Raw genomic sequence first — 18654 nt, 5'->3', positions numbered from 1 at the left:
GTGGAGCGTAACGGGGAGATCATGCACGGGGAACTGCTCGATCCCCTGACCGAGGCGGTACCGCGGGACTGGGACCGGTTCGTGACCTCGGCGGGCGCGCCGGTGCTGTGGCGGGCGGCGCCGCTGACGACGGCGGCCTGGGCCAGCCAGAGCGCGACCGCGCTCGCCGTCGTTCGCGATGGGACGGACGTGGTTGCCTTGTTCCACGCCAGGTTCCTGGGCGTCGGCGGCTACCGCGCCTACCACCGCGCCGGGTCCACGACGCGAGCGGGATTCATCGAATGCCGCCTGGCGCCCGCGTCGATCGCCGGGCACCTGTTCGCCGCCGGGCTGGACGCGGCTGGCAAACGGGCCGCGGTGCTGGCGTTCGAGCGGGCGGCGCGCGCCCGCCACCGGGTCGCCGGGTTCTGCTACCGGCACGTGGAAACCGACGACCTCGCCGCCTTCGACCGCCGGACGCGCCGGGTGCTGGCGGTGTCGCCGGACAGCGTGCTGTCGGCCGAATGGTCCAGTGTGGAGCAGTACCTGAACAGCCTTCCCGCGAAGTGGCGGTCCCAGTTGCGCAAGATGCGCAGTGGGATCACCGCGACACGGGCGATCGTGGACACAGTGCCCACCGACGAGGCGGCCCGGTTGATCAGCCTGATTCGGTTCAGGCACCAACGTCCCGGCGTCGTGCGCACCCCCGTGCCGGAGCACTACATCGAGCACCTCAACGCCGACCCGGCGACCCGGTTCGCGACGTACTCCGACGGCTCCGGGCTGCTGGCGCTGTCCACGGTGCACGACAACGGAATCGATCTGACCATGAGCTACTGGGGCGCCCGCGACCGCGTGGACGGCGACGTGGCCAACCTCTACTTCGACCACTACGTCGACCTCGTCGCGCACACGATCTCCCTGGGCAGGGCCACCCTGCGGCCGGGCAAGGGGATGGCGCGGATCAAGGAGCGGTTCGGCGCGCGACCGGTCGCCAGCCACCTGGTGGTGGGCTGGTGAGCGCGTTCACCGAACACCTGCGCACGGCCCTGGGCCGTTCGCCCGAACGCGAGGCCCTGTCGCCGACCTGCCCCCAGTGCGGCCGGAACGGGACAACCGTCGTATACCGGATGAGTCGCCGCTCCGCCCGGTTCTGGTGCGCGGCCTGCGAGGCCGTTGTGTCCACCCGGGACTTCGCCGCCCTCCGGGCCACGCCACCCGAAACCCCGCCGCCACCTGTGGATCCGCACGCCAGGTACCTGACCCCGGCCGTGCTCGCCTGGGCCAAGGCGGCAGCGCCGAAGGCACTGGCGGCACCCTCGCTGGACCGAGCGGCGTACTACCAACTGCACAACCGATTCGACCGAACGGCCGACACCTCCGTCCACAGTGGCCTACCGTCGGTATCGGCGATCATCGGCCGTTTGCACGAACGGTGCTACCAGGTGGACCACGTGGTGGCCGACCTCGGGCAGGAAACGGACGCTGCCCGCGAACGCGTCGACCACGCCCGCCGATGGCTGGCAGGCCCAGGACTCCCCCAGTGCTGGATCGTTTCACGTCAAGTCGAGCAGCTGCCGGAGGCCGAAGCGGTGGAGCAGGCGGCGGAGGTGTACCTGCGCGGGGAGCCGCTGGACCGCGACCAGGCATCGGCGGTGCGATCGGGACTGTTCGGAACCGACGGTGGACCGCGCCCGGTGGCCCTGCTGGACCTGTTCACAGCGGAGGAGATCTCCGCCGCCGTGCGGGATTACCGGCAGGGGAAGCAACCCCTGCGGGAAGCGGTGCTGGCAGCGCTTCAAGCCTGAGATCCCGCCACCGTGCGGGATCTCAAGCTTGAGGAACGGGCGTTCCGGGCACGGACACTCGTCCGCTCGGAGCAACCCGCCACCGGTCGCGAGCAGGCACTCGCGGCCCGATCAAGACTGTCCGGAACCAACAGTCGACCCGCCTCGACGGATGATCCCGCTACCCCGCAGGATCACCAGCGCGGCAAGCAGCCGTCGCGAGCCTTCAAGCCCGAAGAACCGGTGTGCCGTGCACGGAACACTCCGCCACTCGGAGCAACCCAGCGCCGCCCGCGAGCAGCCGCTTGCGGTCCGGACACTGTCCGAAACCGACAGTCGACCCGCCCAACGGCGGAGATCCCGCCGCCGAGCGGGATCGCCAACGCGACGGCGCGACCGTTCGAGCTCGAAGAACCGGTGTGCTGTGCACCGAATGCCCCACTCGGAGCAACCGAGCACCGGCCGCGAGCAGGCACTCGGCGCCCGATCGACACCGTCCGGAACCGACAGTCGACCGTCCCGACGGCGGAGATCCCGCCACCGTGCGGGATCAGGCTTGAAGTACAGGTGTGCCGTGCACGGAACACTCCGCCACTTGGCGCAGTCCCACGTCGACAGCCACCCGCACGAGGGTTGGCCTGCGCCGCTTGAGCGCGGTGACCAGCACTCCCCCGTCCCCCGGTGCGACGTGGAATCGGCGCCACAGCAGGTGCCACTGGCCGCAGCTGGTTGGCCGTGTGGCGAAGTACCCGAGGTGCCTGTCGTGCAGTACGGCGAGGCAACCGGGCTCGCCCACCTTGGCCAACCTGCGCACGACCACCGTCACGGCGCCGATCCGGCCTTGGACGGCGTCCACGTCTTCCGGAGCGGACACCAGCACCGTCCGACCGCCAGCGACCAGGGCGCGGGCCGGACCGTCCGAGGCGGACACATCGACGGCGGTGGCGGTTGGTGACAGCACGGGTGCGTACCGTGGCCCCAGCGGTCCCAGGCGGTCCCACGGCACCACCGCCGACCGCACCTCGACTACCGCGCCCCCACCGGCGCCGCACCCGCGCACCGCGGCCGCAAGATCAGCCGGATCTCCGGTCCACAGCGTGGGTTCGGTCATCGCCCGGTACGGCCGCGACAACGGGCACAACGCCCACAACCGGCCCTCGAGCTCCTCGGTCGGCACCGGCGCCAACCCCCGGCCGCGGGCGTGGCGCTCCCGGTAGAACGGGACCTCGCGCAGCGCCCGGGCGGCCACCGCGGCGGCCGCCCGTTCCCAGGCCAACTGGGAATATCCCATCCGGCCACTCCCTCCCCGGGTGCTCCGATTGGCCCCACCGCTTCGACCAGGGGGCCGATCCCCCTTCCACGCAAGGGATTCCCGCGTATTATGCCCATTCTGGATCGGGGCAACACGGGGCATGGAGTTCATCGCATGGCGGAAACCGGCACGGGCCTGCGCGCGCACAGGACGTTCATCATCATCACCGCACTCGCCTTCGCGGCGGCTGGCGCGGTCTGGTTCGGGTTCCCGCACCAGAAATCGATCCCGAACATCTGGGTGCTGCTGGCGAAGCTGGTGCCGTTCGTGCTCGCCGTGGAGGCGATCGCGGCGATGCGGTTCAGCGTGGCCACCAAGCAGCTGATCGCGCGGGTCGCGGTGCCGCTGTGCTTCCTGGTGTACTTCGCCTTCTTCGTGCCGCAGATCTTCTTCGCCGCGGCCAACGAGAAGAGCTTCTACTACCTGGTGCTCACCCTCACCCCGTTCCTCATCCTGGCGCTGACGCTGTCGCACCGGCTCGGCGGCGGCACGCCGGGCGGGGCCCGCAGGCTGGGCTACGCGATGATCGTGCTGCAGCTCTCGGGCCTGGAGGACCTCGCGTTCCTCACCATCAACCCGCACACCGACCCGGCGTGGACGCCGATCCCCGAGGTGTGGACCTGGGCCGACCACATGACCGTCCGCCTCGGACACCCGGCCACCAAGTACGAGGCGTTCGCCTTGATCATCGTGCACGTGGTGGTGGCGGTGCTGATCCTGACGCTGCCGGACCGGGTGTGGCGCAAGCTGGTCGGCCGGGGCAAGACCGCGCAGGCGTCGGGGTCGACCACGCAGGCCAGCGGCTCCACCCAGGCTTCGACCGAGGCGGAGGCGTCGACCGGGACCGACGAGTCGCCCGCCGTGTCGACCAAGGGCTAGAGCGGTGCGGGCCGCCCTGCGGATCATCGCGGGTCGGGGGGCGGCCCGGGCCGGGATCCAGCTGTCGATGGTGGCGCTGCTGCCGGTGTGGGGCGCCGACGACTTCGGCCGCTACGTGGCGGCCACCGGGACCTTCGCCTGGCTGCAGACCCTGGTGATCGGCGTGGAGAAGTCCGCGCTGACGGCCGTCCCGCGCACCCGGCTGCTGGGCCCGCAGGTGACCTGGATGCTGCTGACCCGGGCGGCGGTGCCGTTCGCGGCGGGATTGGTGATCACCGCGGCCCTGCTGCCGGTGGGCGGACCGGTCGCTCTCTACGCGGCCGCGGCGACCAACGCGGCCGGGCTGGGCCTTCTGTCGGTACTGGCCGCCGTGCACCGGTTGGCCGAGCGACCCCTCCGTGACACGGTGGCGTTCCTGAGCTACGCGGTGTGGGTCATCGGGATGGCCGGGCTCGCCGCTTTGGGCGTGTTGCGCCCGTTGGGCTATTTGCTCGCGTTGACCGGCGGCCTGGTCCTGGTGTGCGCGGCGCTGGCCGCTCTGATCCCCCGCGAACGTCCACACGAGACCCGCCCGGGGTTGGGGACGCTGCTCAACCGGCGCGTGCTGTTGCTGGGTTTCTCGGATGTCGCCGACACCGCCGGGGTTTCTGTTCTTTACATCGTTTTGTCCGTGGTGGCGAAACCGTCGGAGACGGCACTGGTCTACGTGCTGATCCTGATCTCGAGCGCGTTGGGCGCGTTCGGGGTGCTGGTGCTGCGGCTGATCCAACCCGCGACGTCGTTGCGGCTGCGCGGCACCGGCGGCGCCGGGGGCAGGCTCCTGGCCCGGCGGATCAGCGGGTGGACAGCGGTGATCGCGAGCTTGGTGGTGGTCACCGTCGCCGTGCTCGGGTCGCTGGCACCGGTGTCGGAGAGCCGGATCCTGCTCGGGGCCGTGGTGCTGGTGGAGATGACGACGTTCTGCGCGGTGGTCTACGCGGTGTTCCTGTTGGAGAACACCAACGGGTCCGTGCTGTCGCTGACCACCTCCGCGGCGCTGGCGTCGCTCATCGCGACCTCTGTCGCCGCGATCGCCGCGACCGGACCGCTCGGGGCGGTCGGCGCTTTCCTGGCGTTGGTCGTCGGCTTGGCGACGAAGGCGATCGTCTTGCACGCCAGGCTGTCCACAGAGGTCACCAAGGTCGGATAGGGACCGCCATCGCCGCCTGGTCGGAGGGGACCGCGCCCAGCGACTGCTTCTCCTGGGCCTTGCCCTTGCCCAACTCGGCGCCCTTCTTGCCCCCGGCGATGGCCCACTCAACCTGCTTGGACAGGTGGTAGAAGTACAGGTACTTCGCCCCGCCCTGCTCGGCTGGCCGCTGCGTCCACGACCGCACGATCGGCACGGTCGGGTGGTCCAGCGCGGTGCCGAACGCGATCAGCTCCCCGGTCCTGCGGTCGATGTAGCTGGTGGAGTGCACGTCCGGCTGGGCGACCAGCGCCCGCAGGTACCCGCTGAGGGTCCGCACCCGGGGGATCAGCCTGCCGCCGTACTTGTCGTCGTTCCAGCGCATGGCCTCGATGACCCTGACCTCGTCGAGGTCGGTGGTGCCGGTCTGCACCCGGATCTCCAGGTCCTCGTTCTCCCGGACCCGCCGGAAGATCCCGCGCAGGTTGCTGCGGCGGCTGCGGCTCAACGTCATCAGCCACGCCTCCGGGTCCGACCACTCGTGGATCGGGAACGTCCAGATCCGCTCGGTCGGCCGCACCACCTTGAACCGCCCCGCCTGCGCGGCCTGCTCCTCGGTCACCTGCCGCAGAACCAGGGCCAGGCAACCAGGTCCGAGCTCACGGCGCATGGCCCGGGCGTACGACTCGGAGAGCACCGTGAAGGGGACGTCGTCGGCCAACCACCAGCCCGGCACCGCGCCGCTGCCGGGGCCGCGCACGTGGACCGCGCCCACCCACGGCCGAGAACCGGCTCCCGCGAACGAGAACCGGTGCAGCGGCGCACCCAGCCACGCCGCGTTGACCACCGCTTTCGGTGTGGCCCCGTCGAACAGCACAGTGATCAACTGAACCGTCCGCGCACCCCACGCCTGAGCGGCGAGCACCTCCCACGCCCAGTCCGCGCGCAATCCCGCCGTGACGCGGAGTTGCTTCCAGTACACGGGTTCCGGGTCGGTCCTGGGGTCGAAGATCTCAGCCCTCACGCCGCGATCACCGGAGTCCGGTGGCGGGGGCACCGCTCGATCCTGCCCTCGGCTCCCCCAGCGGGCACGATGTCGACCAACCGCGGGGAACGCTGCAGCAGCAAGGTGAACGCGAGCCCGAGCGGGGTTTCCCGCGCGTACACGCGCGGCCAGTCCAGGTGCCAGTTGCCGCAGTCCCGAACCCCACCGAGCACCCCGAGCAGGTCGTCGACCAGCAGGCCCTCTTCGCCGCGCTCGCTCGGGGCCACCAGCGGAACCCGCGGGATCTCCGCCGCCACCCCCGCCAACTCCTCCGGGGTACCCACGGCGAGAACATGCCCCCGCAGTTCGTCCGGTGTGGACTCCAACGCGAACCCCCGCGGATGATGCGGCGGGACAGCACCCAGGATCACCGTCTCAGGGGTGACCCTGGCGCACTGGTGCAACACGATCTCCAAGCCCCGCAACGGATCTACGGTAGCGTCACCGCCCGCGAGCGGCACCAGGTCCGGCAACCGCCCCGCGACATCGGCCGCCGGAACAGCACCCCCGTGCTCCCCGGTCCGACCATCGACCACCACCGGATCGGTACGGCCGACCAACGCCCACCGCTCCCGGTAGAACGGCACGGTCGCGAACGACGACCGCACCACCTGGCGGTAGAGCGCCCGCCACCCGAATGTCCACACGATCCCGGAGTGTGCCACGCGAACAGCACCGCACAGTGAGCCGAGCTCGGGATTGGTCCGAGCGGCCTAGAGACAGCGAGCGGATGTCCTCGCGCAGCTCAGTTGTCGGCGACCTTGCTTCCCTGGCGGGTGGGTGGGGTGATGCGGGCGGCCGCGGTGCCCAGGCCGCTGGGGCGGCGCTGGAACTCGGGGCCGCCGGGGAGGGGGCGGGCGGGCTTGGGGGTGTCCTGGGTGGAGTACGGGATCCGGGCCTCGGTGCGCAGGCCGACCGGGTGGCGGGGCAGGGAGGCGGGGCTGGGCACCTCCACGTGGTTGGTCGGGGTCGGCAGGGCTACCCGGGTTTCGGCGAGACCAGGGCCGGGGGGCTGGGCTGCGCCGTCGACGCCTGCGCGTTGGGCGGCCAGTGCCAAAGCGCTGGCGGGCTGGGGTGAGGTGGGCGGGGCGATGATCGTGAACGCCGCGGTGCCCAGGCCGCTGGGGCGGGAGAAGGAAGGTGCGCCCGGGCTCTCCGGGAAGTGCCGCAGCAGGTCGGACTCGGCGTAGCGGCGGCAGCCCTCGTGCCACTCGAGGATGCCCGAGAGCCAGTTCCGCAACTCCTCCGCGTACCCGAGCAGGGTGTTCTTGGCGTCCTCGCCGAGGTCGAAGTCGGCGAACAGGGCCGGGAGGCCGGTGGCGGTGACGTGCTCGAACTCGCGCATGCGGGAGTCCATCAGATCACCGACGATGCGCATCGCGGTGTCGGAGTCGGTGTCGAAGAAGTTGCGCACGACCAGCACGAGGTTGTGGATCTCGCCCTCGAACTGGACCTCCTTCTGGTACGAGTAGATGTCGTTGATCATGCAGGCGTAGTCCATGGCCGCGTTCTCCATGGCCAGCACCGGGCGGCTGCGGTAGGCCTCGGGCGGCACGGTGCGGCCGTGGCCGATGCGCGAGAGGCTCATGGTCAGCTCGGAGCCGAAGGTGTGCCTGCGCATCTCGATGTAGTCCACCGGGTCCGGGATCCGGTTCTGGTAGGCGTTGGTCAGCTCCCACAGCCAGCTGTCCACCATGACCTCGATGGCCTCGCGGAACTTGGCCCGGTTGTCGAGCTCCATCGGGGCCGACGTCCGCAGCCACAGGTCCAGCAGACCGCGCTCGAGGGCGTTGACCGGCTCGGGCGTCGGCTCGCCGTCGATCGGCATGAACTCCGAGAAACGCGCCGTCTGCGCCTTCGCCGCCGGGTACTTGGACGCGTCGCCGAACACGACCGGGTAGTAGTCGTCGCCGTAGGTGCCCCAGGACAGCCAGCCAGACGAGATGTCGAGCTCCTCGGCACTGGCTTCGGGGTGGATGCCCGCGGCGCACAGCGGCAGGTCGTAGTCGCGGAAGCGCTCCTCGTCCCACAGGCCGGGGAGCTCGTCGATGATGCCGACCGCGTGGCCCCAGGCGATCACGTTGTCCCTGGCCGCGTCCAGGTGCGGGTTGGAGCGGACCGGGAACGGCATCCGCAGCTCGGGCCGGGCGACCGGGCCGACCTTCTCGAACCGGACGTGGCTGAACGAGCGCTCGCGCTGCTTGTGGGTGGCCAGCAGCGACGGCACGATCCTGGCGGCCGAGGTGCCCAGGCCCAGCGGACCGCCGAGCACACCGGTGCCGGGGGCGCCGCCGCCGTTCATGTAGCGGCTGGAGCGCATGTGCCACTCGTGACCGCCGGACTGCCAGTCCTGCAGGCCCTTGACGTAGGCCAGCACCCCGAGCCTGCCCGCCGGGTCGACGGCGTGCTCGTCGAACAGCGGCGGGAGCTCGGTGACGGTGGTGTGCTCGAACTGGTGCAGCCGCGAGGTCAGCAGGTCGTTGACCCGCTCGGCGGCGTCCTGGGTGTCGATGCCGAGGAAGCGCTCGAACACCAGCACCCCGTTGCTGAGCTCCCCCTCGTCGAGCACCTCGCGCTCGTAGGAGAACAGGTCGTTGCGCAGGTGCACGGCGTCGGCGAAGGTGTCGCGCAGCACGTGCATCGGCCTGCTGCCGGAGATCACCGCTGGCACCTGCGCGCCGACGGCGTGCTCGACCAGGTTCGCCGACCACGGCGCGCCGCCGACCTTGCGGCGCATCTCGATGTACTCCAGCGGGTTGGACACCCGGCCCTCGTTGATGTTGGCCAGTTCCCACAGCGACTCGTCGAGCAGGTTCTTGGTGCTCTCGATGAACCGGCGCCGCCAGTCGGCCGACATCGACGGGGTGGTGCGCCCCCACAGGTCGGCCAGGCCCGCCTCGACCGGGTTCGTCGGCTCCTCGGTGATCGGGCCGTCCTCCGGCATGAACAGCCGCAGCCGGTCGAGGTAGGCGCGGGCGCCCGCGATGTCGCGGGTCCGCTTGAACAGCTCGAGGAAGTGGTCGTCGAAGTAGAACACCCAGACGTACCAGTCGGTGATCAGGTCCAGCTCGGTGGCGTCGCAGTCGGGGTGGGTGTAGGCGCACAACAGCGCGTAGTCGTGGGCGTCGAGGTCGGCCTCGGTCCAGATCATGGTGCCCTGCTGCGGGACGTCGATCATGTCCATCGAGCGGGCCCAGGACTTGGTGTGCGCGCGGGCGGTCTCCAGGTTCGGGTTCAGCCGCGCCGGGTAGGGCATGTAGAACTCCGGCAACTGGAACGGCTGCATCGACGACCCGACCTTCCTGGGGCCCGCGCCCCCGACGACCTCGGACGCGGTGAAGAGAACCAGTGCCCGCCACGCTGAGCCAACCCCCTACCCGCGATTCCACCCGATCGAGCCGCTCAAGATCCAGAACAACCACTCACCGTGGGTGACGTAGGCTCGTTCGTGATGTCCGCACCGACCACAGCCGACCGCAGGGCGCGAGCCGCCGTCGCCGGGGTGTTCCTCACCAACGGTGCCCTCTACGCCACCGTCGTCCCCCGGTTGCCCGAGGTGAAAGCGGGACTGGGCCTGACGAACGCGGCCCTGGGCACGGCGCTGGCCGCCGCCCCGCTCGGCGCGCTGGTGGCGGGCCTGTTCGCCCCGGCCCTGATCAACCGGATGCGGTCCGCGCGGGTGGCGTCGCTGGGGATCGTGGCCCTGTCGATCGCCGTCGTGGGCATCGGCCTGGCCCCGGGCTGGTTCCCCCTCGCCGCGGCCCTGTTCGCGGCGGGCGCCCTGGACTCCGTTGTGGACGTCGCCCAGAACACGCACGGCCTTCGCGTTCAACGCAACTACGGCCGGTCCATCGTCAACTCGTTCCACGGCCTGTGGAGCGTGGGAGCGGTCTGCGGCGGCCTGATCGGCTCCGCCGCCGCGGGGTTGGCGGTCCCACTGGCTGTGCACCTGGTAGCTGTGGCCGCGTTGTTCAGCGGCGTCGCCGTCGTCTGCTACCGGTTCATGCTGCCCGGCGCCGACCGGGTACCCGACGTGCACACCACCGGACGGCCGGTCGGCCTGCTGATCGCCTTCGGGGTGCTGGCGGCCTGCGGGGCACTGGTCGAGGACGCGGGCTCCTCGTGGTCGGCGATCTACCTGTCCGGCACCCTGGGCGCCGGGGCGCTGACCGCCGGCCTGGGATTCGTGTGCCTGCAAACCGCGATGACCGTCGGGCGACTGCTCGGAGACCGCGTGATCGACCGCTTCGGCCAACGCCGAGTCGTGCGATGGGGCGGCGCACTCGCCGCGGTGGGGATGGGAGCGGCACTGGCGATGCCGTCGGTGGGGATGACGCTCGTGGGCTTCACCCTGGCCGGGTTGGGAACGGCGACATTGGTCCCGGCGGCGATGCACAGCGCGGACGAGCTCCCGGGGCTGGGGGCAGGCGTGGGGTTGACGGTCGTGAGCTGGATGCTGCGGATCGGATCACTGCTGTCGCCACCGGTGGTGGGGGTCGTGGCGGACGCGGTGAGCCTGCGGGTGGGATTGCTGGGCGTGGTCCTCGCGGGGGTGGTGGTCGTCGTGCTCGGACGAGGCCTCGCCAGCCCGGGTCGTCCAGGCCAAGACCGGTGAAGTGGCGCCTTGACGGTTGACGTTTGCCGCAGGGTGCCAAGCCAGCGCCTCGGAATCCCGGCGGCCCTCTTCCTACCGCTCCGCTTACTAGCCATTATCTAGATAGGAGATGGCGGTATGTGTATTCGGGCAGATGAGGAGCAGCATTCAGGCGGCAGGCCAAGTCCCACCGAGCTACCCGGTGGCGGTTGGGCACCCCGGCAACCATTATCTGGATAGAAGATTGTGGTATAGGTAGCGCGGGGCGCGGGGCGCGGGGCGCGGGGCGCGGGGCGCGGGGCGCGGGGCGCGGGGCGCGGGGCGCGGGGCGCGGGGCGCGGGGCGCGGGGCGCGGGGCGCGGGGCGCGGGGCGCGGGGCGCGGGGCGCGGGGCGCGGGGCGCGGGGCGCGGGGCGCGGGGCGCGGGGCGCGGGGCGCGGGGCGCGGGGCGCGGGGCGCGGGGCGCGGGGCGCGGGGCGCGGGGCGCGGGGCGCGGGGCGCGGGGCGCGGGGCGCGGGGCGCGGGGCGCGGGGCGCGGGGCGCGGGGCGCGGGGCGCGGGGCGCGGGGCGCGGGGCGCGGGGCGCGGGGCGCGGGGCGCGGGGCGCGGGGCGCGGGGCGCGGGGCGCGGGGCGCGGGGCGCGGGGCGCGGGGCGCGGGGCGCGGGGCGCGGGGCGCGGGGCGCGGGGCGCGGGGCGCGGGGCGCGGGGCGCGGGGCGCGGGGCGCGGGGCGCGGGGCGCGGGGCGCGGGGCGCGGGGCGCGGGGCGCGGGGCGCGGGGCGCGGGGCGCGGGGCGCGGGGCGCGGGGCGCGGGGCGCGGGGCGCGGGGCGCGGGGCGCGGGGCGCGGGGCGCGGGGCGCGGGGCGCGGGGCGCGGGGCGCGGGGCGCGGGGCGGCACCAGAGGCACCAGAGGCACCAGAGGCACCAGAGGCACCAGAGGCACCAGAGGCACCAGAGGCACCGAGGGCAGCGCGGCGGAGAAGGCAGAGAAGCGGTGGCGGTGGGTGGGAGGCGGTGGTAGTCGGTGGGTGTGGCTGAGGTTGTGGTGGTTGGGGCGGGGCCGGTGGGGTTGGTGGTGGCTGGGTTGTTGCGGCGCGAGGGGGTCGACGTTGTTGTGGTGGAGCGGCACGACGAGCCATATGGGTTGCCGCGGGCGGTGCATGTGGATGGGGAGGTCGCGCGGGTTCTGCAGGCCGTGGGGGTGGGCGCGCGGTTCCGGGCGGTGAGCCGGGGGATGCCGGGGTTGCGGTTGGTCGAGCCGGGCGGCGGAGTGCTGGCGGAGTTCACCCGGGACTCGGCGGTGGGGGCGGGCGGCTTCCCGGAGTCGTCGATGTTCCACCAGCCGGACCTGGAGCGGCTGCTGCTCGACGAGGTCGGCGACCGGGTGCGGTGGGGCGTGGCGGTCACCGGGGTCGAGCGGTGGGGGGTTCGGACCACCGAAGGCGAACTCAGCGCGCGGTTCGTGTTGGGCTGTGACGGGGCGGAGAGCTTCGTGCGGCGCGAACTAGGGATCGGGAGCCGGACGTTGGGGCGCCCGCAGTCGTGGGCGGTGGTCGACGTCGAGGGGGACGGGCTCGTCGAGTGGGGCGGGGTGCACCAGGTGTGCGACCGGCGCCGTCCCGCCACGTACATGCGCGTGGCGGGGCGGCGCTACCGGTGGGAGTACCGGGTGGACGGTGCGCCGGGACGACCACCGTGGACCGGCGACGCGCAGGTGGTGCGCGAGGCGACCTACACGTTCCGGTCCCGGGTGGCCCGGCGGTGGCGGGTCGGATCGGTGTTCCTGCTCGGGGACGCGGCGCACGAGGGGCCGCCGTTCGTGGGGCAGGGGTTGGGGATGGGGCTGCGGGACGCGCACAACCTCGCGTGGAAGCTCGGCCACGTCCTGCGCGGCGGCGACCCGGCGGTCCTCGACACCTACCAGTCGGAGCGGATGGCGCACGCGGTGCGGACCATCCGGTCGGCGCAGGTCATCGGGTGGGCGCTCGGCGCGGGACCCGCGCGGCGCGCTGTGATCCGGGGCGCCGCCCGGCTGCCGGGAGTCGCGGGGGCCGCGCTGCGGTACAGCTCCCCCGCGCTCGCCCCAGGCCCCCTGGTCGGCCGGGCACCGCTCGCGGGGCGGCTGTGTCCGCAGTGGTCAACGCCACAAGGGTGGACCGACGACCTGCTCGGCCCGCACGCCGCGGTGGTCGACCTCGACTCCCCCTACGCCGACTGGCTGCGCTCGGCCCGGGTCCGCGCCGCCCTGATCCGTCCGGACCGGATCGTGCTCGACACCGCGCGGTCCACGGCGGACACCGGGCGGCTGCGCGCCCGAGCGCGTGAACTGTCGACTGTGGACACCTCGCGGCGACCGTTCGGCGCAGCCCGCTAGGCCAGCGGTTCGCGGTCGGCATCGGACAGTGCCACCAGGACCGTCTCCGCCAGGTCGACGGGGGTGAGCACGCCAGCCAGGGTGATCGTGCGGTGCGCGGGCTCGTCGGCGGGGGCCACCACGGTGAACCGGGTACCGGCCTCGGCGGCGCGCTGGGCCGCGGTGACGATCACGTCGACGCCCGCGCCGCTGAGGAAGCGCACCGCGGTCAGGTCCAGGACGACCACCCCGGGCCCGACCTGCGCCGCCCGCAACTCCCGGTCCAGCAGGTGCGCGCTGGACATGTCGACCTCGCCGGACACGGTGAGCGCGGTGTAGCCGGGGCCCGTCGTGCTGGCGAAGGCGAGCAGGGGGCGCATCACCGGCGCCTGCCAACGCCACACATCCGCATGACGATCAAGTGTAACCGCCGCGGGCGGGTGGCGACCGGCGGTTTTCAGCTGCTCCACAGTGGACGGCCGGGTCGCGCCGCAGGCACGACCCTCCTCAATGGATGCCAGGCTTGACTTATATAAGCCTGAACTGACACAGTGGCCTGGTGCACGCGTTCGACGTCCTCGGCGACCCCGTCCGCCGCCGGATCCTGGAACTGCTCACCGACGGTGAGCGCTCGGCCGGGTCCATCACCGAGCTCATCCGCTCCGAGTTCGGCATCTCCCAACCCGGCGTGTCGCAGCACCTGCGGGTGCTGCGCGACAACGGCTTCACCTCGGTGCGGGCCGAGGGCACCCGGCGGCTGTACTCGGTCGAGGCCGAGCCGCTGCGCGAGGTCGACCAGTGGCTCGACCGGTTCCGCGGCTTCTGGACCCAGCGGCTCGACGCGCTGGGCACCGAACTGGCCAGGGGCAGGCGCGCCACCCCCACTCCCCCCGAGAAGGGCACCCCATGATCGACATAGCCGCGCAGATCGGCGCCACCGGCCGCGAGGTCGACGAGACCGGCGGCCTCATCCGGGTCCGGCTGACCCGCGACTACGACGCCGAGGTGGCCGACGTGTGGGACGCCATCACCGACCCCGAACGGCTGCCGAGGTGGTTCCTGCCGATCACCGGCGACCTGCGGGTGGGCGGGCGGTTCCAGCTGGAGGGCAACGCGGGCGGCGAGATCCTGCATTGCGAGCCACCTGCTCTACTCAGGGTCACCTTCGGCGGGCCGACCAGCCTGGTCGAGGTACGCCTGACCGTGGAAGGTGCGCGCACCAGGTTCGAGCTCGAGCACACGGTGCCGGTCGAGTTCGCCGGGAGCGCGGCCGGGTCGCTGTTCGTCGGCCCCGGGTGGGACGGCGCCGTCCTCGGCCTGGCGCTGCACCTGGCGGGCGAGGTCACCGACGACCCGGTGGCGGCGGCGAACTCCCTCGAAGCACAGCGGTTCAACCTCGCCTCAATCGAGGCCTGGGTGAGCGCCACGACCGGCGCGGCGCCCGGCGACCAGATCGAGGCGGGCCGAGCCGCTGCACTTGCGCAGTACTGCCCCGACGTCAAGGACTGAGCGCGCCGTACACCCATTCGGCGCAAACCAGCCTGCTATCGGGCGAATGGTGCATAACCCGAAACTATGAGTCATTGGGATGGGCGCGTCGACGATCAGTCCGGCATGCTCAAGTCACCCTGCACCACTCCGATCGGAGCACGGACGGCCGTCGCGGAAACCGGCCGTCGGCTCCGGGCCCCGGGTCACCCGAATGGTGGGTCGGCCACGGGTACGGGCCGGACACGCGACCTACGCCCTGCGTGTCCGGCCTCGCCGGGGCTGTGTCACTCTCTCCCACCACCCACCACCCACCCCCACGTCCCCGCCCGGCACCGTTACCGGCTTGGTGGAGCGGGCTCGCTGTGTGGTTCCCGGCTTGGCGGAGCGGGTGAGGTCGTCTGGAGTTCAATCCGGGGTCATCGGCCGCGCTGCTGCGGTATGGCAGGATTCCGGCGCGTGACCACGCTACGCATCGCCGTGCCCAACAAGGGGTCGCTCAGCGTCCCCTCCGAGCAGCTCCTCACCGCGGCGGGGTACCGGGTCCATCGCGGCAACCGCGAGCTGATGATCGATGACGTGCGCAACGACGTGCGCTTCTTCTTCCTGCGCCCGCGCGACATCGCCCTCTACGTCGGCTCCGGCACCCTCGACGCCGGGATCACCGGCCGCGACCTGCTGCTCGACGCCGACACCGGCGCCGAGGAGGTCCTGCCGCTCGGCTACTCCGAGTCGACCTTCCGCTTCGCCGCCCGCCCCGGCGATCTCACCCAGGTGGCCGATCTGGCAGGCAAGCGGATCGCCACCAGCTACCCCGGCCTGGTGGCCGCCCACCTGGCCCAGCACGGCATCGAGGCGCGCCTGGTGCGGCTCGACGGCGCGGTGGAGACCTCGGTGCAACTGGGCATCGCCGACGCGGTGGCAGACGTGGTCGAGACCGGCACCAGCCTGCGCAACTCGGGCCTGGCGGTGTTCGGCGAGCCGATCCTGCGCTCGGAAGCGGTGCTGATCCGCCGCCCCGGCACCGAGGACGACGACGGCACCGCCGCGGCCGCGGTCGAGCGGGTGCGCAGGCGGCTCAAGGGCGTGCTCATCGCCCGCCAGTACGTGATGATCGACTTCGACTGCCCGACCGAGGTCAGGGAAGCGGCCTGCGCCCTGACCCCCGGCATCGAGTCCCCCACGGTCTCCCCACTGGCCCGCGAGGGCTGGGTGGCCGTCCGCTCCCTCGTCCCCCGAGACCGAGCCCCCTTCGTCATGGACGAACTCTGGGACGTCGGCGCCAGGGCGATCCTGGTCACGCCACTGGAGTCCAGCCGGATCTAAGCCCGATGTGGGGGCGGGCCACCCGGCTCCGCCCCCCACATCGCGTCGCCACAGGGTGTTCGCCGCGCTCGCAGGCGAAGGGCTGGAGGACCGTGCCGTTCGCCAGCCCGGACCTTGACACCGCTCCTAGTGACGAACTCCGGGACACCGCGCCAGGGCGATCCTGGTCACGCCACTGGAGTCCAGCCGGATCTGAGCCCGGGTGCTGGGGCGCAGCTGCCAACTGCGCCCCCGCGTCGCGTCGCCCACGAGGCGCCAAGCGCGCTCCGCGAGCGGGCTGGACGACCGAGCGCTAGCTGGTCCCCCGGTCTCACCGGGTTGGCCGCGAAGGGCTGAACGGCCGTGCGGTCCGCCAGTCCCAGGACCGGGCACCGTTCCCCAATGAGCGGGCCTAGGCACTCCAGGCAAAGACGATCCTCACGCCGCTGGAGTCCAGCCGGATATGAGCCTCGTGCGGGGCCTGCGCTGGGAATCCGGCCGCGGCGTGAACCGGTCAGGGGCGGGGTGCCAGCTCCGCCCCTGATTCGTCCCGGATGAGGATGGCCGCTGCCGGGCAGGTGTCGGCCAAGTCCAGCACGTCTTCGTCCGGCGCTATCCCTTCGGCCACCGGGACGGCGTGGGTGCCGTGGAAGGCGAAGACGTCGGGGCGGGAGCCTGCGCAGATGCCGGAGCCGAGGCAGGCGGTTTCGTCAACGGCGATCGACCAGGTCATTGGGCCTCCCAGGTGACGGGCATCTTGCGGGGGCCGCGGACCAGCATTTGCGTCTTCCACTCCGGCTGCCCGGCCTCACGCAGACCCGGCAGTGCCAGCAGCGCGCGCAGCGCCTCCTGCAGCTCGACCCGGGCGAGGGCGGCGCCGAGGCAGTGGTGGGCGCCGTGGCCGAAGCCGAGGTGGCCGGTGCCGCCGCGGTCGAAGCGGAGTTGGTCGGCGTCGGGGAAGCGGGTTTCGTCGTGGTTGGCGGAGCCGATCGCGGCGAGCACGGCCTCGCCCTTGCGCACGACCACCTCGCCGACCTGCACGTCTTCGGTGGCGTAGCGGGCGAACGCCGAGGTCGCGCCTAGAGGCACGAACCGCATGAGTTCTTCGACGGCGGCGGGGATGAGGTCGGGGTCCGCGCGCAGTTCGGCGAACCGGTCGGGCTGGCTGAGCAGGACGTGCGCGAAGTTGGGGATCTGGGTCGCGGTCGTCTCGTGGCCCGCGACGAGCACCCCGACGCACAGCTCGACGAGTTCGCGCTCGGTCAGCCGGTCGACGTTGTCGGCGCGGGCGGCGATCAGGGCGGACATGAGGTCGTCCGCCGGTTCTTCGCGGCGTTGGGCGACCAGGCCCGCCATGTAGGCCGAGAGCTCCTGGTCGTTGCGGCTGAACTCCTCGGCGGTCAGCGCCGCGGTGGACAGCAGCCCGTCGCTCCACTCGCGGAACAGGTGCTGGTCGCGGGCCGGGACGCCGAGCAGTTCGCAGATCACCCGCACCGGCAGCGGGAGCGCGAAGGAGTCGACCAGGTCGGCGGTGGTGCCGCCCGCCCGCATGTCGGCGATGAGTTCCTCGGCGATCTCGCGAACCCTGGGCCGCAGCCGCTCGACGCGGCGGACCGTGAACGCGCTGGCCACCAGCACCCGCAGCCGGGTGTGGTCGGGCGGGTCCATGGCGAGGATGCCGCCGCTGCCGCGGTGGTACTGCACCCGGGGCTCGTCGTGCTCGGCGGCCTCGGCGCGGCTGAACCGCCGGTCGCCGAGGACGAACCGGGCGTCCTCGTAGCGGGTGGCCAGCCAGGCGGGCTCGCCGAAGGGCAGCTGCACGCGGATCATCCCGGGGCTCGTGCGCGCGGCGCGGTACGCGGGCGCGAGGTCGAGGCCCTCCGGGCGGTTGAACGGGTAGTCGTGGACGCGTTCGGGCGCGGCGGTCATCGCGATCCCCCTTCGTGGGACACCCACTCCGGTCACCTGCCTCCAACGTACGACGGTCGACGTCGGACCGTCAACGATCAGTCGCGGACGGTGACCACCGGTCGGGTACGGCAGGATTGCCGCGTGAACTGGACGCGTGCGGTGCACCACCTGACCACCCTGGCCACGACCTGCGCCGACATGGCGACCCGACCGGCGTCGATCTTCCCGCTGCGGGTGGACCGGCTGTGGGCGGCGGGCGGTGTGCTGGGGCGGCCCCGCGAGCTGGAGACGATCACAGTGGCGCTGTCGGTGGACGTGGAGGAGGTGCCCTGGCGCACCGAGCCGTCGGGCTCCCGGCACTGGGCCGCGGCGGCGCGGCTGCCGCAGACCCCGGCCACCGCGTACTGGCGGTCGAACCACGCGCCGGTGTGGAACCACGTGCTGGAGCGGCCGGTGCTGGTGTGGTCGGTCGACGGCGGGGTGGACGAGGCGGCGCTCGCGGCGATCGGCGACGGCGAGGGCGAAGCGCTGCGCCCGCAGGCACCCAGCGCGGACGAACTGGCCGAGCGGCTGGCGGCGGAACTGGCGCTGAGCCTGCGCGCGCTGCGCGGCGGTACCGACGAGTACGAGCGGCGGCGGTGGAAGCCGGGGAAGCTGGAGCCGGTCTCGGACGCGCTGTGGCAGGCCAGTGCCGGGTACCTGGACCTACTCGATGTGATCAAATAGCGCCTTCCGGGTAATGCGAACTGGCAACCGTCACCCGAACGGAGGTGTGAGACTGGTGGCAGCTGGATACACCGCTACCGTCCGAGTACACGCGAGCGAAAGCAGAACCA

At 72.4% G+C, this 18654-nt stretch carries 17 protein-coding genes; 10 read left to right on the top strand and 7 right to left on the bottom strand.

What is annotated here, in order from left to right; translation table 11 throughout:
* Positions 1–21 precede the first annotated feature (21 nt).
* Positions 22–999, top strand: a complete 978-nt coding sequence (locus tag JOD54_RS19315; protein ID WP_204451870.1) for a hypothetical protein — start codon at positions 22–24, stop codon at positions 997–999.
* Positions 996–1787, top strand: coding sequence for a hypothetical protein (locus JOD54_RS19310; protein WP_204451869.1), 792 nt, complete (start codon positions 996–998; stop codon positions 1785–1787). Before JOD54_RS19315 ends, JOD54_RS19310 begins: the two co-directional genes overlap by 4 nt.
* Positions 1788–2316: 529 nt before the next feature.
* Here JOD54_RS19310 and JOD54_RS19305 read toward each other — a convergent pair.
* Positions 2317–3057: a death domain-containing protein gene (locus JOD54_RS19305; protein ID WP_204451868.1), complete on the bottom strand. Its 741-nt coding sequence runs from the start codon at positions 3055–3057 to the stop codon at positions 2317–2319.
* Between the two features lie 135 nt (positions 3058–3192).
* On the opposite strand from JOD54_RS19305, the gene JOD54_RS19300 reads away from it, so the two are divergent.
* Together JOD54_RS19300 and JOD54_RS19295 are read left to right on the top strand one after the other, a co-directional pair.
* Positions 3193–3957 (top strand): hypothetical protein, encoded by a 765-nt coding sequence (locus JOD54_RS19300; protein WP_204451867.1) that lies wholly within the window; start codon positions 3193–3195, stop codon positions 3955–3957.
* Between the two features lie 4 nt (positions 3958–3961).
* Positions 3962–5146, top strand: a complete 1185-nt coding sequence (locus JOD54_RS19295; protein WP_204451866.1) for a hypothetical protein — start codon at positions 3962–3964, stop codon at positions 5144–5146.
* Here the strand turns inward: JOD54_RS19295 and JOD54_RS19290 are convergent.
* The 3 genes from JOD54_RS19290 to JOD54_RS19280 all read right to left on the bottom strand — a co-directional run bounded on the left by JOD54_RS19290 (position 5130) and on the right by JOD54_RS19280 (position 9456).
* On the bottom strand, positions 5130–6149 hold the full coding sequence (locus tag JOD54_RS19290) for a GNAT family N-acetyltransferase (RefSeq protein ID WP_204451865.1): 1020 nt from the start codon (positions 6147–6149) through the stop codon (positions 5130–5132). The genes JOD54_RS19295 and JOD54_RS19290 overlap by 17 nt on opposite strands.
* Positions 6146–6817, bottom strand: a complete 672-nt coding sequence (locus JOD54_RS19285; RefSeq protein ID WP_307860169.1) for a hypothetical protein — start codon at positions 6815–6817, stop codon at positions 6146–6148. Before JOD54_RS19285 ends, JOD54_RS19290 begins: the two co-directional genes overlap by 4 nt.
* Positions 6818–6915: 98 nt before the next feature.
* The gene (locus tag JOD54_RS19280; protein ID WP_239573436.1) at positions 6916–9456 is read right to left on the bottom strand and encodes a terpene synthase family protein; all 2541 of its coding nucleotides are present in this window, start codon (positions 9454–9456) and stop codon (positions 6916–6918) included.
* A 165-nt stretch (positions 9457–9621) separates the two neighbouring features.
* Here JOD54_RS19280 and JOD54_RS19275 point away from each other — a divergent pair, with 165 nt between their 5' ends.
* Together JOD54_RS19275 and JOD54_RS35645 are read left to right on the top strand one after the other, a co-directional pair.
* Positions 9622–10785 (top strand): MFS transporter, encoded by a 1164-nt coding sequence (locus tag JOD54_RS19275; protein WP_204451864.1) that lies wholly within the window; start codon positions 9622–9624, stop codon positions 10783–10785.
* A 1006-nt stretch (positions 10786–11791) separates the two neighbouring features.
* Complete coding sequence (locus tag JOD54_RS35645) at positions 11792–13135, top strand: FAD-dependent monooxygenase (protein ID WP_204451863.1); 1344 nt, start codon at positions 11792–11794, stop codon at positions 13133–13135.
* On the opposite strand, the gene JOD54_RS19265 is transcribed toward JOD54_RS35645, so the two are convergent.
* Positions 13132–13494, bottom strand: coding sequence for an STAS domain-containing protein (locus JOD54_RS19265; protein WP_204451862.1), 363 nt, complete (start codon positions 13492–13494; stop codon positions 13132–13134). The two genes, JOD54_RS35645 and JOD54_RS19265, sit on opposite strands and share 4 nt — an antisense overlap.
* Positions 13495–13673: 179 nt before the next feature.
* Here JOD54_RS19265 and JOD54_RS19260 point away from each other — a divergent pair, with 179 nt between their 5' ends.
* From JOD54_RS19260 to hisG, 3 genes are all read left to right on the top strand, one after another.
* Positions 13674–14024, top strand: a complete 351-nt coding sequence (locus tag JOD54_RS19260; protein WP_204451861.1) for an ArsR/SmtB family transcription factor — start codon at positions 13674–13676, stop codon at positions 14022–14024.
* Positions 14021–14623, top strand: a complete 603-nt coding sequence (locus tag JOD54_RS19255; RefSeq protein WP_204451860.1) for an SRPBCC family protein — start codon at positions 14021–14023, stop codon at positions 14621–14623. Before JOD54_RS19260 ends, JOD54_RS19255 begins: the two co-directional genes overlap by 4 nt.
* 438 nt (positions 14624–15061) lie before the next feature.
* Entirely contained in the window at positions 15062–15928 is an 867-nt protein-coding gene (gene hisG / locus JOD54_RS19250) for an ATP phosphoribosyltransferase (RefSeq protein WP_307860168.1), read from the top strand.
* Between the two features lie 493 nt (positions 15929–16421).
* On the opposite strand, the gene JOD54_RS19245 is transcribed toward hisG, so the two are convergent.
* On the bottom strand, positions 16422–16640 hold the full coding sequence (locus JOD54_RS19245; RefSeq protein ID WP_204451858.1) for a ferredoxin: 219 nt from the start codon (positions 16638–16640) through the stop codon (positions 16422–16424).
* Positions 16637–17836, bottom strand: coding sequence for a cytochrome P450 (locus JOD54_RS19240; protein WP_204451857.1), 1200 nt, complete (start codon positions 17834–17836; stop codon positions 16637–16639). Before JOD54_RS19240 ends, JOD54_RS19245 begins: the two co-directional genes overlap by 4 nt.
* A gap of 123 nt (positions 17837–17959) precedes the next feature.
* Here JOD54_RS19240 and JOD54_RS19235 point away from each other — a divergent pair, with 123 nt between their 5' ends.
* On the top strand, positions 17960–18544 hold the full coding sequence (locus JOD54_RS19235; protein ID WP_204451856.1) for a DUF7711 family protein: 585 nt from the start codon (positions 17960–17962) through the stop codon (positions 18542–18544).
* The last annotated feature ends 110 nt before the right edge of the window (positions 18545–18654 follow it).

Source organism: Actinokineospora baliensis (genome assembly GCF_016907695.1).
Taxonomy (GTDB): Bacteria; Actinomycetota; Actinomycetes; order Mycobacteriales; family Pseudonocardiaceae; genus Actinokineospora; species Actinokineospora baliensis.
The sequence above is the reverse complement of the archived record's forward strand: the minus strand, read 5'-3'. Positions and strand labels throughout refer to the sequence as shown.